This is a genomic window from Paracoccus marinaquae (genome assembly GCF_018860165.1).
GTDB lineage: Bacteria > Pseudomonadota > Alphaproteobacteria > Rhodobacterales > Rhodobacteraceae > Paracoccus > Paracoccus marinaquae.
Genome location: NZ_JAHKNG010000001.1, coordinates 1 through 15,451, shown reverse-complemented (window position 1 = coordinate 15,451; position 15,451 = coordinate 1). Strand labels below are relative to the sequence as shown.

Annotated in this window: 14 protein-coding genes, 1 tRNA gene and 1 pseudogene; 6 read left to right on the top strand and 10 right to left on the bottom strand. The window is 65.0% G+C overall.

Annotated features, from left to right (window positions below; all coding sequences use genetic code 11):
* Positions 1–50: 50 nt before the first annotated feature.
* Positions 51–2,279, bottom strand: coding sequence for a ComEC/Rec2 family competence protein (locus tag KNW02_RS00080; RefSeq protein WP_216031214.1), 2,229 nt, complete (start codon positions 2,277–2,279; stop codon positions 51–53).
* A 116-nt stretch (positions 2,280–2,395) separates the two neighbouring features.
* Between KNW02_RS00080 and gltX the strand changes: the two genes are divergently transcribed.
* The 3 genes from gltX to KNW02_RS00065 all read left to right on the top strand — a co-directional run bounded on the left by gltX (position 2,396) and on the right by KNW02_RS00065 (position 5,913).
* A complete protein-coding gene (gltX, locus tag KNW02_RS00075; RefSeq protein ID WP_216031213.1) occupies positions 2,396–3,793 on the top strand; it encodes a glutamate--tRNA ligase in 1,398 nt (465 codons plus the stop codon).
* A gap of 77 nt (positions 3,794–3,870) precedes the next feature.
* Complete coding sequence (gene gltA / locus KNW02_RS00070) at positions 3,871–5,163, top strand: citrate synthase (RefSeq protein ID WP_216031212.1); 1,293 nt, start codon at positions 3,871–3,873, stop codon at positions 5,161–5,163.
* A 96-nt stretch (positions 5,164–5,259) separates the two neighbouring features.
* Positions 5,260–5,913: an SDR family NAD(P)-dependent oxidoreductase gene (locus KNW02_RS00065; RefSeq protein WP_216031211.1), complete on the top strand. Its 654-nt coding sequence runs from the start codon at positions 5,260–5,262 to the stop codon at positions 5,911–5,913.
* 220 nt (positions 5,914–6,133) lie between these two features.
* Here the strand turns inward: KNW02_RS00065 and efp are convergent, their stop codons facing one another.
* The gene (efp, locus tag KNW02_RS00060; protein ID WP_216031210.1) at positions 6,134–6,697 is read right to left on the bottom strand and encodes an elongation factor P; all 564 of its coding nucleotides are present in this window, start codon (positions 6,695–6,697) and stop codon (positions 6,134–6,136) included.
* A 361-nt stretch (positions 6,698–7,058) separates the two neighbouring features.
* On the opposite strand from efp, the gene KNW02_RS00055 reads away from it, so the two are divergent.
* Entirely contained in the window at positions 7,059–7,382 is a 324-nt protein-coding gene (locus tag KNW02_RS00055; protein ID WP_216031209.1) for a DUF6280 family protein, read from the top strand.
* 213 nt (positions 7,383–7,595) lie between these two features.
* Here KNW02_RS00055 and KNW02_RS00050 read toward each other — a convergent pair whose 3' ends face one another.
* Both KNW02_RS00050 and puuE read right to left on the bottom strand, forming a co-directional pair.
* Positions 7,596–8,450 carry a bifunctional allantoicase/(S)-ureidoglycine aminohydrolase gene (locus KNW02_RS00050; protein ID WP_216031208.1) on the bottom strand — a complete coding sequence of 285 codons (855 nt, stop codon included), beginning with the start codon at positions 8,448–8,450 and terminating at the stop codon, positions 7,596–7,598.
* The gene (puuE, locus tag KNW02_RS00045; protein ID WP_216031207.1) at positions 8,447–9,853 is read right to left on the bottom strand and encodes an allantoinase PuuE; all 1,407 of its coding nucleotides are present in this window, start codon (positions 9,851–9,853) and stop codon (positions 8,447–8,449) included. The genes KNW02_RS00050 and puuE overlap by 4 nt, the downstream gene beginning before the upstream one ends.
* Positions 9,854–10,078: 225 nt before the next feature.
* Between puuE and KNW02_RS00040 the strand changes: the two genes are divergently transcribed.
* Positions 10,079–11,380 (top strand): NCS2 family permease, encoded by a 1,302-nt coding sequence (locus tag KNW02_RS00040; protein ID WP_216031206.1) that lies wholly within the window; start codon positions 10,079–10,081, stop codon positions 11,378–11,380.
* 283 nt (positions 11,381–11,663) lie between these two features.
* Positions 11,664–11,748: transfer RNA gene (locus tag KNW02_RS00035), tRNA-Leu, on the top strand.
* A gap of 147 nt (positions 11,749–11,895) precedes the next feature.
* On the opposite strand, the gene KNW02_RS00030 is transcribed toward KNW02_RS00035, so the two are convergent.
* From KNW02_RS00030 to KNW02_RS00005, 6 genes and pseudogenes are all read right to left on the bottom strand, one after another.
* Positions 11,896–12,660, bottom strand: a complete 765-nt coding sequence (locus KNW02_RS00030) for an enoyl-CoA hydratase/isomerase family protein (RefSeq protein WP_252733308.1) — start codon at positions 12,658–12,660, stop codon at positions 11,896–11,898.
* 30 nt (positions 12,661–12,690) lie between these two features.
* Positions 12,691–13,344, bottom strand: coding sequence for an alpha/beta fold hydrolase (locus KNW02_RS00025; RefSeq protein ID WP_216031205.1), 654 nt, complete (start codon positions 13,342–13,344; stop codon positions 12,691–12,693).
* A 9-nt stretch (positions 13,345–13,353) separates the two neighbouring features.
* Positions 13,354–13,545 carry an alpha/beta fold hydrolase gene (locus KNW02_RS00020; RefSeq protein ID WP_216031204.1) on the bottom strand — a complete coding sequence of 64 codons (192 nt, stop codon included), beginning with the start codon at positions 13,543–13,545 and terminating at the stop codon, positions 13,354–13,356.
* Positions 13,546–13,638: 93 nt separating this feature from the next.
* Positions 13,639–14,961, bottom strand: a complete 1,323-nt coding sequence (locus KNW02_RS00015) for a TRAP transporter large permease (protein WP_216031203.1) — start codon at positions 14,959–14,961, stop codon at positions 13,639–13,641.
* 3 nt (positions 14,962–14,964) lie between these two features.
* The gene (locus KNW02_RS00010) at positions 14,965–15,249 is read right to left on the bottom strand and encodes a TRAP transporter small permease subunit (protein ID WP_216031202.1); all 285 of its coding nucleotides are present in this window, start codon (positions 15,247–15,249) and stop codon (positions 14,965–14,967) included.
* Between the two features lie 14 nt (positions 15,250–15,263).
* Positions 15,264–15,451 (bottom strand): annotated as a pseudogene (locus tag KNW02_RS00005) (IS256 family transposase); the annotation flags it as partial.

The window sequence follows — 15,451 nt, the reverse complement described above, 5'->3', positions numbered from 1 at the left end:
AGAGGCGGGACGTCCAACCGGTCCAGGGGCGCCACCTAGGTTGTCCCGGGTCACGGCCCCCGACCGGGCGTTGGGTGAGTATCCGCGACAGTGCGGAGTTGCGGGCCGAAGGCGGTCATGTCGATGGCGATCGCGCCGGTCCGGCGCAACTTGGGCGGATCGAGGATCAGGCAGGTTCCGCCGCCCGACGGAGAAATAACCGGTTCAGTGGCGACGACGATACGTCGCGCCCGGCAGACCCTTGCGGCGCGCAGGCCCGCGCCCTTGCCGGTGACGTGCCAGATCTGCCAGCCGTAAGGCAGATCGGCCCGCCGGTCGCGGCGATCACCGGACCAGCCGGGACGGGCGGCGGCGGCAGACTGACTCGCGCCATCGCCATCCTCAAGCAGCCATGTCCTGACGCTGAAGGCGCCGCCCTTGGCTTTCGACAAGGCGCGTCCCTCGGGCGTCATCAGGCCGACGGCATCGCCTTCGGATGCAATCAGCAGCAGCGGCCTTTCGACCGTCAACCACAGGGCAGAGGCCGCGGCCAGCATGGCCAATCCGGCGGCAATACCGGCAGTCAGGGGCGTCGGCCCGCGCATGGCGGATCGCCGCCAGCACAGTACCATCAGGACCGCCCCGAAACCCATCAGCGGCAGCACGGCCGCCGGCGGCAGGGGAATGGCGGTCGTGGCCCCGTCGAGGCCGGCGACAAACTCGGCCACGCGCAGCATCCAGCCGGTGCCCAGCCCCATCACCCAGAGCGCGGGGCCGGCCAGCCCGACCGGCGCCAGAAGCGCGCCGATCACGCCCGCCGGCATGACCAACAGGCCCATCGCCGGCACCGCCAGCAGGTTGGCCAGCAAGCCGTACTGGGCCATCCGGTTGAAATGAACCGCCGCGATCGGCGCGGTGGCCAGCGCGGCAACCAGGGACGACAGCAGCAGGATCGCCAGCGGCCGCAGCCATGGCGGAAGATGCGGCGAGATGCGCGACCAGGGCCCGTGGACCAGGATCAGCGCGACGGTGGCGGCAAAGCTCATCTGGAAGCCGGGCGAGGTCAGCGCCTCGGGGCTGTAGACAAGGATGATCGTGGCCGCCAGCGCGACGCTGCGCAGCGAGATGGCGCGGCGGTCAGCCAGGATCGCGCCCAGCATCACCGCGACCATGACGAAGGCGCGCTCGGTCGCCACCCCGCCGCCGGACAGCCACAGATAGCCGGCGGCGGCCAGCAGGGCGACGAGGGCGGCGAACTTGTGGATTTGCAGCGCGGGGGCGATACCCAGCCCCTGCATTCCGGCCGCCGACAGTCGCAGCGCCGTGTAGACGAAGCCTGCCAGCAGGCTCATGTGCAGGCCCGAAATCGAGATGATGTGGTAGAGATTTGCCGCCCGCATCACCTCGTTCGTGGCTTCCTCGACCCCCGAGCGATCGCCGGTCATCAGTGCGGCGGCGACCGCGCCTTCCTGGCCTCCGATGCGCTGCCGGATGGCGGCGCTGATCGCCATCCGGACGCGGGGCATCAACTGCCATACGCCCCTGGCGGGCTCGACGGTCATCAATGGCGTTCGCACATAGCCGACCGCGCCAAGCCCTTCGAACCAGGCGTGCCAGCGGAAATCGAAGCTTCCGGGCGAGGCCGGGCCGGGCGGCGGGCCAAGATGGCCGGTCAGCATCACCCGCGCGCCCGGTTCGGGCAGATCCTCGGCGGCCTGATCCATCAGCGACAGCCGGACCCGTCCGGGGGTGCGATCCGGGGGCAGATCGCGCAGCACGACATCGTCCAGTGTCAGCCGGATCCGGTCGCGGGCCGAACGGTCGATGCCAACCAGGCGGCCTTCGACCGGGCCGTAATAGCGCCATTCCAGCACAGGTGCAGCAACGCTGGCCGAACGCCAGCCCGCCAGCCCGATCCCTGCCGCGATCAGGGCCAGGGCCAGCCCGCCCATCCGCAAGGCGTCAGCCGCCCCCCAACTGATGCGCCCCCCCTGGGCAATCCGAGGGGCCGCGTACGATATGGCGAGGCCGGCGCAGGAGATGACGGCGAGAAGCAGCCATTGGCCCATGGTCGGTTGCGCCGGCAGCACGAACCACAGCGCGATGCCGGCCGACAGGCAGACCGGAACCCAGGCGAATAGCCCCGCCCGTCCGGCAGCGGCCGGGCGGGCGGGGGCGGCGGACCGGGGCCGGGGCGCACGAAGCCGGGACGGAGCAAATCCCGGCAGTGCGACCGGCACCGGCACCGCAGCGGCCGCCGGGACTTGACCCGACGGCGTGGTCCCGGCCGGGGCAGTCATTCTTGTCCTTTCTGACGCGCTTCTCTATGTCTTCCTCACGAAGATGGCATGGGCTGCTTACCAAAGCGTTAACGCGACCCGGCCTGCCCCCGAGAAGCCCGTCCGAGAAGGCCCCGATGTCCGACCCTGCCCAGATCGTCACCCGTTTTGCCCCCTCGCCGACCGGCTATCTGCATATCGGCGGTGCGCGGACGGCGCTGTTCAACTGGCTTTTCGCACGCGGACGGGGCGGGAAATTCCTGCTTCGGATCGAGGATACCGATCGCGCCCGTTCGACCCCCGAGGCGACAGCGGCGATCCTGAAGGGGCTGGAATGGCTGGGGCTGGACTGGGATGGTGAGCCGATCAGCCAGTTCGCCCGCAAGGATCGCCATGCCGAGGTCGCGCGCGAGATGCTGGCCCGGGGCGCGGCATATAGATGCTTCTCGACGCCCGAGGAGATCGCGGAATGGCGCGAGGCGCATCCGCGCCAGCCGTTCCAGAGCCCATGGCGCGATGCCTCGGACCTGCCCGATGCCCCTTACGCGATTCGCCTCAGGGCGCCGCGCGAGGGTGAGACGGTCATCGCGGACGCGGTGCAGGGCGAGGTGCGGGTGGCCAATGACCAGCTTGACGACATGGTCCTTTTGCGCAGCGACGGCACGCCGACCTATATGCTGGCGGTGGTGGTGGACGATCACGACATGGGCGTGACCCATGTGATCCGGGGCGACGATCACCTGACCAACACCGCCCGCCAGATCCAGATCTATGACGCGATGGGCTGGCCGCGCCCGGTCTTCGCCCATATCCCGCTGATCCATGGCGAGGACGGCAAGAAGCTGTCCAAGCGGCATGGCGCGGTCGGCCTGCACGAATTCGCGGCGCTTGGCTATCCGCCGGCGGCCATGCGCAACTATCTGGCGCGGCTGGGCTGGAGCCATGGCGATGACGAGTTGTTCGACGACGCGCAGGCCCGCGACTGGTTCGATCTGCCGGGAATCGGCCGGGCGCCGGCGCGGCTGGACTTCAAGAAGCTGGAACATGTCAGCGGCCATCACATCGGCTCGATGGATGACGCGGCGCTGTTGGCGACGCTGGAGCATTATCTTGCCGAAACCGGCGCCCGGCCACTGACCGAAAGCCAGAAGCAACGCCTTCTGCCGGCCCTGCCGGCGCTGAAGGAAAAGGCCAGAACCCTGCCGCAACTGCTGGAACAGGCACGCTTTGCCCTGATCGACCGGCCCGTGGACGTGGATGAGAAAGCCGCCAAGGCGCTGGATTCGGTATCCCTTGGTATGCTGAAATCGTTGACTGCCGCGATGCAGCATGCTAGCTGGGCGCGAGACGAGCTGGAACAGGCGGCCAAGCGGATTGCCGAAGAAAACGGCGTCGGGTTGGGCAAGATTGCGGGGCCCCTGCGCGCCGCTCTGGCCGGCCGCACCGCCACCCCCAGCGTGTTCGACATGATGACGGCGCTAGGCCGCGAGGAATCGCTGGCCCGGCTTCAGGACCAGACGGAATTGGCAGGTTAACGCCTGCCCTCACTTGCCAGGGTTGCCCCGAGCCGCAAACGACGGTTGACCCGGCCCAGCCTGAAAGGACGTTTTGGATGGCCGATCCGAAGACCGCCAAACTGCTTCTCGACAACTCCTCCTATGATTTGCCGATCCTGAGCCCCACCAAGGGACCGGATGTCCTGGATATCCGCAAGCTCTACGGCCAGGCGGATGTCTTCACCTATGATCCCGGCTTCACCTCGACGGCAAGCTGCGATTCGACCATCACCTTCATCGACGGCGACAAGGGCGAGCTGTGGTATCGCGGCTATCCGATCGAGCAGCTTGCCGCCAAGTCGCACTATCTGGAAGTCTGCTTCCTGTTGCTCTACGGCGAGTTGCCGACGAATGAGCAACTGGTCGATTTCGAGGGTCGCGTCACCCGCCACACCATGGTGCATGAGCAGATGCACTATTTCTTCCGCGGTTTCCGCCGCGACAGCCACCCGATGGCGACGATGGTCGGCGTGGTCGGCGCGATGTCGGCCTTCTATCACGATTCGACCGATATCGGCGATCCCTGGCAGCGCGAAGTCGCCGCCATCCGGCTGATCGCAAAACTGCCGACCATCGCGGCCATGGCCTATAAATATTCGATCGGTCAGCCCTTCGTCTATCCGCAGAACGATCTCGATTACGCCTCGAACTTCCTGCACATGTGTTTTTCGGTCCCGGCCGAGAAATACAACGTCAATCCGGCGCTGGCGCGCGCCATGGACCGCATCTTCACGCTGCATGCCGATCACGAGCAGAACGCCTCGACCTCGACCGTGCGGCTGGCGGGATCCTCGGGCGCCAACCCCTTCGCCTGCATCGCAGCGGGCATCGCCTGCCTGTGGGGGCCCGCGCATGGCGGCGCCAACCAGGCCTGTCTGGAAATGCTGCGCGAGATCGGCAGCGTGGACCGCATCCCGGAATATATCCGGCGCGCCAAGGACAAGGACGATCCGTTCCGGCTGATGGGCTTCGGCCACCGGGTCTACAAGAACTTCGACCCGCGCGCGAAGGTGATGAAGGAATCGGCCGACGAGGTTCTGGATCTGCTGGGCATCCACGACAACCCGACCCTGCAGGTCGCCAAGGAACTGGAAAAGATCGCGCTCGAGGACGAGTATTTCGTCGAGAAGAAGCTCTATCCCAACGTCGATTTCTATTCCGGCATCATCCTCGAGGCGATGGGCTTCCCGACCTCGATGTTCACCCCGATCTTCGCGCTGTCGCGCACGGTGGGCTGGATCGCGCAGTGGAAGGAAATGATCGACGATCCGCAGAACAAGATCGGCCGCCCGCGCCAGCTTTATGTCGGCGCCGACAAGCGCGACTATGTCGATCTGGACCGGCGCTGATCCGAACGGATTGTGGTATCGGTTCCGGGGCCTCTTCGGAGGCCCCTTTTGCTTGCGCCCCTTGCGCCGGGGCGGGGCTGGTGGCAAGGGACGGGCATGAGCGAGACAGAACAGAAACTGGCGCTGGTCACCGGCGCATCGCGGGGCCTCGGCGCGGCCTTGGCGGAAGGACTGGCCGCCCGCGGCTATCACGTTCTGGCCGTGGCCCGGACGGTGGGCGGGCTGGAGGATCTGGATGATCGCATCCGGGCCGCAGGTGGCGCGGCCACGCTGGCGCCGATGGATGTGACCGAGGCGCCGGCCATGCAGCAACTGGCCGAAGCCATCGCCGGTCGCTGGGGCGGGCTGGATTTCTGGGCGCATACGGCGATCCACGCCGCGCCCCTCTCGCCCGCGCCGCATATCGACGGCAAGGACTGGGCGAAATCGCTGCTGCTGAACGTCGAGGTGGTGCGCGGGCTGATGGCGCTTCTCGAGCCGTTGCTGCGCGCGCGCGGCGGCACGGCGCTGTTCTTCGATGACCCGCGCGGCGGCGCGAAGTTCTTTGGCGCCTATGGCGCGACCAAGGCGGCGCAGATCGCCCTGGCCCGCAGCTGGCAGGCCGAGACGGCCAGCCTCGGCCCGCGCGTGGTGATCGCCGAGCCCTCCGGGATGCCGACCGCCCTGCGCGCCCGGTTCTTCCCGGGCGAGGATCGCGCTCCGCTGACCCCCTGCAAGGCCGAAGCCGAGCGCATTCTGGCGGCACTCTGAACTTATCGGGCCGCGTTGCCCGATACGGGCGACCCATGGCCGATGCGCGGACCCAAGCGGACTTGGCCACCACGCGGACCCGGGTGCGGATGAAGGGCCCCGGAGCAACTGTTCCTGAGTGATCCCGTGCCTTTCCGCGCCCGCAACCGGCCGCTGGAGATGAAAACGCCCCGGAGGACCTTCGGGGCGTTGACTGGCAGCACAGAAGCGCCTGACGCCGTCAGGCGCGTTCGCTGTATTCGAACAGTTCGGTATTGACGATGATATCCTCGCCCTCGCCGACGAAGGGCGGGATCATGATGCGCACGCCGTTGTCGAGGATCGCCGGCTTGTAGCTGTTGGCGGCGGTCTGGCCCTTCACCACCGGCTCGGTCTCGGCGATCTTGCAGGTGACTTTCTGCGGGATCTGCACCGACAGCGCCTCTTCGCCGTAATATTCGATGGTCGCGGTCATGCCGTCCTGCAGGAACGGGCGGCGGTCGCCCAGCAGTTCGGCGTCCAGTTCGGTCTGCTCGAAGGTCTCGCTGTCCATGAAGACCAGTTTGCCGTCGCTTTCATAGAGGAACTGCTGGTCCTTCTGGTCCAGACGGACCCGCTCGACCTTGTCCTCGCTGCGAAAGCGCTCGTTCAGCTTGCGGCCGTCGCGCAGGTTCTTCAATTCGACCTGGGCAAAGGCGCCGCCCTTGCCGGGCTTTACATGGTTGACCTTCACGGCGGCCCAGAGGCCGCCGTCATGCTCCAGCACATTGCCGGGGCGGATTTCGTTGCCGTTGATCTTGGGCATGGATGAACTCTTCGGGTTTGCGGAATTTTTCGACCGTCCGGGCGTTGAACGGCGTTGCCGCGTCCCTATATCGGGGCGTGCGATCTTAGGCAACCGTAACGGGTTTGCGGGCTTGTCAAGTCGCGAGCCGCGGCAGAAGGCCGCTCAAAATCCGGCAGTGGTGAAGATTTTACCTGATTTTCACATGAAATGCAGATAATGCATGGCAGCCATGCGGTTAGGGGAATATCGAATCGGCGCCGACATGGTCTAAGGCATACGGCACCGTCAGAGAAACGGAAATTAAAACGCGGGGTTGAAGTCGTTTCTTCCCGCAAAGGCCCCTGCTGACCTTCGGGGGCAGATGAGATGGACGAATAAGATGCGCGATTTTGTTGACGGCTCGGCTTTCAATTTCGAACAGGGGCAGCGGGCCCGCAAGCTGTTTGCAGCAGTCGTTCTGGCCGCACTGGACGACGCTATTGCCGATGACAAGAAATATGGCAACGGCCCCGAGCAGATCGCCCGCTGGGCGCGTTCGCGCGATGGGCGCGAAGTGCTGAGCTGCGCCGGCATCGACCCCAACGAGCGGGTGGTGAAGGGGCTGATGGAATTCGTCTCGAAAGGGGTGCGCACCTCGGTCGCGCTGTCGCGCGAGGAAAGCGAACGCCGCATGGCCGCAGAGGCGGAATCCGAAGCCGCCTGACGGGACAATCCGCGCCGCTTCCCTAGGCCGCCCATCCGGGCGGCCTTTCGCGTTCCCGCGCCGCCGCTTCAGCGAAGACTGTCCACCAGATTGCCCGCCCGCCCGATGCCCGCAGACGGTGCGCCTGCCCTCCGACAGCAGGAAGGGGGCGATGCGGATCGCCCCCTTCCTGGTCTCGTATCATGTCCGGTGGGCATGGCCCGGTGCCTCGTGTTACCGGTTCGGCCAAAGGGGGGCGTGGCGGTTCACATCCTTGTAGAGCAGATAGCGGAACGGGCCGGGGCCGCCCGCATAGCAGGCCTGCGGGCAGAAGGCCCGAAGCCACATGAAATCGCCGGGGCCGACCTCGACCCAGTCGCGGTTCAGGCGGTAGACCGCCTTGCCCTCGATCACGAAGAGGCCATGTTCCATGACATGGGTTTCGGCAAAGGGGATCGAGCCACCGGGCTGCAGGGTCACGATGGTGACATGCATGTCGTGGCGCAGGTCGGCCGGATCGACGAAGCGGGTCGTGGCCCAGGCGCCGTTGGTGTCGGGCATGGAGGCAGGGGTGATGTCCTGCTCCTGCAGGACGAGGGGATCGGGGCGGCTCAGCCCCTCGACCGGCTGCCAGCGCTTGCGCCACCAGTGGAACCCGGTCTTGCCCGACGCCAGATTGCGCAGCGACCATTCGGTTCCCGGCGGAACATAGGCGTATCCGCCCGAGGTCAGCCGGTGGTCGGTGCCGTCGATGGTCACCCGCAATTCGCCATCGGTGACGAAGATCACATGCTGGATCTCGGGGTCGTCGTCGGGGGCACTGCTGCCGCCGCCCTCGGACAGCTCGACGATATACTGGCTGAAGGTCTCGGCGAAACCCGTCAGCGGGCGGGCGATGACCCACATCCGCATCCCGTCCCAGCCCGGCAGGAAGCTGGTCACGATGTCGCGCATGGTGCTGCGCGGGATCACCGCATAGGCCTCGGTGAAGACGGCCGTGTCGGTGGTCAGGTCGGTCTGCGGCGGCAGGCCGGCGATCGGCCCGGCATAGGAACCGGCAGCCGAGGTTTTGGGGGCGATCTTGTTCATTTCAGGACGTCCTTCAGACGAAGTTCGGCAATGCGCATGACCTGTTTCTCGGCCTCGCTGCGCTCGGTCAGGGTGTCGTTGTCCACGCGCGCCTGCATGGCGCGCTGGATGCCCGGCTTGTCATAATCGCGCACCGCGATGATGAAGGGAAAGCCGTGCTTCGCGGTATAGGCATCGTTCAGCCGCGTGAACTCGGCCTTCTCGGCATCGGTCAGCGCGTCAAGCCCGGCGCTGGACTGTTCCGAGGTGCTTTCGGCCGTCAACTGCTTGGCCTCGGCCAGCTTGCCGGCCAGGTCGGGGTGGGCGATCAGCACGCCCAGCCGTTCCTCGTTGCTGGCAGCACGGAAAATCTGCGCCATCCGTCCGGCCAGACCCGCGGCGCTGTCATGGATGGCGCCCATCTCGGCGTCCCAGACACGCTCGGCGATCCAGGGGGAATGCTCGTAGATGCCACCGAACTTGGTGACGAACGCGTCCCGCTCCATCTGGCTGGGGCGCGGGCGCGGCTGGTAGGGATGGGTCTCGGCCCAGTGGCGGGCGATGTCCAGCCGGGTGGCGAACCAGACGCCCTCATGGGCGCGGGCATGCTCGAGGAAGCGCTTGATCGCCATCGCCCGGCCCGGCCGGCCGGCAAGGCGGCAATGCAGCCCGATCGACATCATCTTCGGCGCACCGGCCGCACCTTCTTCGTAGAGAACGTCGAAGCTGTCGCGCAGATAGTCGAAGAACTCGACCCCGGTGCCGAAGCCCTGCCCCGACGAGAACCGCATGTCATTGGCGTCCATCGTGTAGGGCACCATCAACTGCGGGCGGCCCTGATGCACATGCCAATAGGGCAGTTCGTCGGCGATGGTGTCTGCGAGATAGGCAAAGCCGCCCTCCTCGCAGCCCAGTTCGACCGTGTTCATCGAGGTGCGGCCCTGGTAGAAGCCATAGGGACGCTCACCCGTCACACGGCGATGCAACTCGACCGCCTGGGCGATGTGATCGGCCTCGATCTCGCGCGGCACGTCGCGGTAGTCGATCCATTTCAGCCCGTGGGTGGCGATCTCCCAACCGGCGGCCTGCATGGCACTGACCTGTTCGGGGGCGCGTTCCAGTGCGGTGGCGACGCCATAGACGGTGATCGGGATATCCTTCAGCAGCCGGTGCAGCCGCCAGAACCCCGAGCGGGCGCCGTAGTCATAGATCGATTCCATGTTCCAGTGACGCTGGCCGGGCCAGGGCTGGCAGCCGATGATCTCGGACAGGAACGCCTCGGAGGCGGCGTCGCCATGTTCGATGCTGTTCTCGCCGCCTTCCTCGTAATTCATCACGATCTGCACGGCGATCCGGGCCCCGCCGGGCCATTGCGGATCCGGGGTGGTTTCGCCATATCCTCGCATGTCGCGGCTGTAGCGCATCTTGCCTCTCCTCCGGCCTGGCTTGGGTTCCGCCTAGAAAACAGCGTCAGCGCCCAATGAACAAGCCGTCGAGATTGAAATTCTGTATATACAAATCGACGAAACTCGCCGCGGGTTTCAATGACATATTGAAAGACTTCCGGGTTAGCAGTTATTGCTAAGTTGTTCGGTGGCTACGTAAAGTTCCGCAATGAGCGGCTGAGGAGCGCCGCGCGGAGGATATTTATGGAACGCTACTTCAAGCTTGCCGAGCATGGCAGCAATGTCCGCACCGAGATCATCGCAGGTGTCACGACATTCCTGACCATGGCTTACATCATCTTTGTCAACCCAGACATCCTGTCCACAACGGGCATGGACCGCGATGCGGTCTTCATCGCCACCTGCCTCGCGGCCGCCATCGGTTCGGCCGTCATGGGGCTGTGGGCAAACTGGCCCATCGGCATGGCGCCGGGCATGGGCCTGAACGCCTTCTTCGCCTTCACCGTTGTCGCCGGCATGGGATTCACCTGGCAGCAGGCCCTTGGCGCCGTCTTCATCAGCGGCATGATCTTCCTGTTCCTGTCGATCACCGGCCTCCGGCGCTGGCTGATCTCGGGGATCCCGCATTCGATGCGCAGCGCGATCGCGGCCGGCATCGGGATGTTCCTCGGGATCATCGCCATGAAGAATGCAGGCATCGTGGTGGACAACCCGGCGACCCTCGTCGGTGTCGGCGACCTGACCGCGACCACCACCCTGCTGGCCATCGTCGGCTTCTTCATCATCGCCGCCCTCGACGCGCTGAAAGTCCCCGGCGCAATCCTGATCGGGATCGTGGCCGTGACCGTGGCCTCGATCGCCCTGGGCGCCAGCCAGTTCGGCGGAATCGTCTCGATGCCGCCCTCGATCGCGCCGACCTTCATGCAGCTTGACCTTGCCGGCGCCCTGGGTTTCGGCATCATCCAGGTGGTTCTGGTCATGGTCCTGGTCGAGGTCTTCGACGCCACCGGCACGCTGATCGGCGTGGCCAAGCGCGCCGGCCTGCTGACCGAGGGACCCGCGCATACCAACAAGGGCCTGAGCCGGGCGCTGATGGCGGATTCCACCGCGATCACCGTCGGCTCGTTCCTGGGCACCTCCTCGACCACCGCCTATGTCGAAAGCGCGGCGGGCGTGCAGGCCGGTGGCCGCACCGGGCTGACCGCACTGGTCGTGGCGGGGCTGTTCCTGGCGGCGACCTTCCTCGCCCCGCTGGCCGGATCGGTTCCGGCCTATGCAACGGCGCCGGCGCTGCTCTATGTCGCCACGCTGATGGTGCGCGAACTGTCCGAGATCGAATGGGACGACGTGACCGAGGCCGCGCCTGCCGTTCTGGCCGCCTTGGCCATGCCCTTCACCTATTCCATCGCCAACGGCCTGGCTTTCGGCTTCATCAGCTATGCGGTGATCAAACTGTTCACCGGGCGCGCCCGCGAGGTGCATCTGGCGACCTGGATCATCGCGGCGATGTTCATCGCGAAATACGCGCTCTTCGGATCGGAATAAGGCGCAGTGTCAAGATAGCTGCCGCCCCGCGGGGCGACCCGGAAGACCGACAAACCCCGCCGCTTCGGCGGGGTTTGCATTTGCGGCAACGCTCCCGGCAAAGTGCCCGGATCCATACCGGAACCGGGTCGGGCGATCCTTGGCGCCGGATGAACGCTGACCCGTTGACCGGCTCACACAAGAGAGCTATCTACCCGACGGTGTCGCTTGTGCTTGCGGCGGTCCCCGCCGCAACCGCGACCGTCAAGAGTAGGGCCCGGTTCCGTGCGCCCGAAATGACCATGCGGGTGTGGCGAAACTGGTAGACGCACCAGATTTAGGTTCTGGCGCCGCAAGGCGTGGGGGTTCAAGTCCCTCCACCCGCACCACATTGTTTTATAGGTATCTTTCACTGGAATGCCCCTCCCGCCATGTGAGGATCGGGCAAAGTTCCGCAATCCGTTTCGCATATTCATGGGCGTTGTCACGGGACTCGGTTCAGGAAGGATCCACGCTGCCACATATCGACGCCGCGATCAGGGCTTGAAAACGGGCGGGCGCTTCTCACGGAAGGCGGCCATTGCCTCGGCGGAATCCTTGGTCGTGGACAGGGCCTTGGTATTGCCCTGCTCGTAGCGGTAGCCTTCGTAGAGCGACAGGTTCTCGGTCAGTTGAAACGCCAATTTGGCCGCGCGTATCGCCGAGGGACTGGCTTTGGCGATGTCGCGGGCGATCTCGGTCGCGGTATCCATCAAGGCCTCGGGCGCGACACATGCCGAAGCGACGCCCTTTTGCAGCAGGTCGGGGCCATAGATGCGGCGCCCGGTCAACAGCATGAGGCGGGCATCGGATTCGCCCAGATGGCGGCGAACATGGGCGACGCCACCGGCAAGCCCGACATTCACCTCGGTCATCTGCAGATAGCCTTTGTCTGAAAAAATCAGGATGTCGCAGCACAGCGCAGACACGCAGCCGGCACCGATGGCCGCGCCATTCACGGCGGCGATCACCGGCTTGGGGCATTCGAGGATGCAGTCGAAACTGGCCCTGACGCGACGGTTATGGGCCGTATAGTTGCCGGGGTCCTGGGTCGGGCGCTCTGACAGGTCGGCGCCTGCTGAAAACGCCTTTCCTTCGCCGGTCAGGATGATGGCCCGCACATCCGCACGGTCGCCAAGACTGTCCATCACGACCTGAATCTCTTCCCGCAGCCTGTTATTCTGCGCATTGACCGGAGGTCGGGCGATGGTGACGGTGGCAAAGTAGTCGTTAACCGAAACCTTGAGCGTTTCGAGTTCCATAATCTGCTCTCCTTCTGTTTGGGTGCGGCCTCAGACCTGATCCCCGGAAATTCGACGTGACACGGTTGGTTGCCCGTCCGGCTTGCCCAACCGGCGATCGATCCAGTCCAGCATCAGCTGCGCGACCTCCTCCGGTTTCTCGTCGGGCAGGGCATGGCTTGCACCGTCAACCAGCTTCAATTCCAGCCGGGGAGCGAATTCGCGCAGATAGAAGTCGCGATCCTGCTCGGCCCGGAAAGGGTCTTGTAACCCGACAATGTCCAGCATCGGCGCGCGGCCACTGGACCACCAGCTGTCCCGGTCTGTCCGGGTCCGGGCCGCGCGCTGTGCGTGCACGACCTTGCCGCTCCATCCCTCCAGCCACGGGCGGGGATCGTGGTCCCCGGTGAAAAATGCCGTGCGCAGGGCCGCCAGGCGGTCATATTCGGGCGCTTCGGTGTTCATCGCGGTATTGATCGCTTCGGTCAGTGTGTCCGGCCATTTGCCCGCACCGGCCGCAAGCAGGATCAGACCATCGATCATGCTGGGAAAATTCTGCGCCATGGTGCGTGCGATCCAGCAGCCATATGCGTGACCGGCGACCACGGCCCCGCCCTCGCCCGTTTCCGCGCGAAGTGCGGCGGCAGCATCTGCGGCGAGATCGTGGAAATCGATCCCTTCCAGCGGCCCCTCGCTGCCGCCCATGCCGCGCGGCTAGGGCATCACGACCCGCATGCCTCCAGCGGCGAGATGCTCGGCCAGATGAAAGAAATCCTCGGCCCCCCGGCCCGTGGATGCGATAAGGCAGATGGTGCGCGACGCCGGATCCGCCGGACCGGTGACCGCATAGGCGATCACGGCATCGCCATTCTGGACGCTGCGGATTTCAGGAAGCTTATGGGTCATCGGATGGTCCCTGGATCTCGGGCAATGCCCTTGACGATTTGGCAAGCCTGCCTGTGTGCAGGTCAGGGTGGGCCGAAGCCCACCGCAACATGGTCAACTCGGCCACCAGTCGACAAGTCCGAAGCTGAGGATCGGCAGCATGAGAAGCAGGATGATCCGCACAAACTCCGCCATGATGAAAGGCACGGTGCCGCGGAAGATCTGAGCGACCGGGATATCCCTGGCAATCGCTGAGATGACGAACAGATTCATCCCCACCGGCGGCGTGATCATCCCCACCTCGACCACGACAAGGGTCAGGATGCCGAACCACAATGCCTGCTGCTGCGGCAAAAGCCCGAAATCGAAGCTCATGATCGTCGGGAAGAACACCGGAACGGTCAGAACGATCATCGACAGGCTGTCCATGACGCAACCCATGATCAGGTAGAACAGGACCATCAGCAGCAATACCGTCATCGGCGCAACATTCGCGGCCATGAACCAGTCCGCCAATGCCGTGGGCATCCGCGAAAGCGCAATCGCCACGTTGAAGATATCCGCCCCGAAAATGATCACGAAGATCATCGCGCTGGCCGACGCGGTATCCACGAGGCTGTCGACCAGGCTTTCGAGGGTCAGCGTGCGTCCCAGAAGACCGGCTGCCGCCGTCAGAACCACCCCGACCGACGCGCCCTCGGCCGGTGTGAAGAACCCGCCATAGATGCCGCCCAGCACGATCACGAAGATGCCGACAATATGCCAGATATTACGCAGGCTGTGCATCCTGTCCCGCCAGCCGGCACGTTCCTGCAGAGGGGCCGAGTTCGGGAAAAGCCGGACATAGATGGCGATTGCGATAATGAAGCCCAGCACCGCCAAAGCTCCGGGCACCATGGCGGCGAGGAACAGCTTGACGATATTCTGCTCGGTCAGCAGCGCATAGATGATCAGCACGACCGAAGGCGGGATGAGGATGCCCAGCGTGCCGCCTGCCGCAAGTGAGCCGGAGGACAACGCGCCGCTGTAACGGTGCTTCTGCATTTCGGGCAGGGCGACCTTGGCCATCGTCGAGGCAGTTGCGATTGAAGAGCCGGAAATCGAGCCGAACATCGCACAACCTGCGACAGAGGCCATGGCAAGCCCGCCGCGCCAGTGACCGATCCACGCATTGGATGCGGCGAACAGGGCGGCAGAGATGCCCGTACGCGTCGCCAGATGCCCCATCAGGATGAAAAGCGGAATGATCGCAAGGTCATAGGACATGAAGCGATCGGGCCAGGCGGATTGCAGATAAGCCGTCAGCGCGGCGGGGCTGGACAGCAGCATATAGCCTGCGGACCCGACAACGGCCATGGACAGGCCTATGGGCGCCCGCAGGATGATGGCAATCAGCAGAACGACGATAAGGATGATTGCAAGTGTGGTGGGTTCCATGGCTCAGCCTTCCACTGCCGTGAATGTCGATGGGACCAGAACTTGTGCAAATGCGATAAGGCTTGCTCCGGCCGATCCCAGCACTGCAGGGGCATAGGCCCACCACAACGGCAGAGACATCAGTGTGGTGCGATCGCCATATTCGTGGATTTCGATCATCCCCTGCACCATGAAGTAGCACAGGATCGCCCACCCGGACGCGAAAGCGAAAAGCCAGAACCAGTCGATCGCGGCGGTGACATGGCGCGGCGGGAGTGTCAGGAACTCTGTGTATCTGATCCGGCCCATGCAGTTTCAGATACTCAAGCGGCGAAGCGCTCGCCGAACATTATGGCGAACTGGTTGCGGGCCGCAAACCCTTCCCGGACGTTTCGGCCGTCTTTCTCGAAGCTGCGGATCGCCAGATAGATCAGCTTGGTCGCGGCATCGTCCGTCGGAAACGATCCGCGCGTCTTGATGGATTTCCGGATCACGCGGTTCAGGCTCTCGA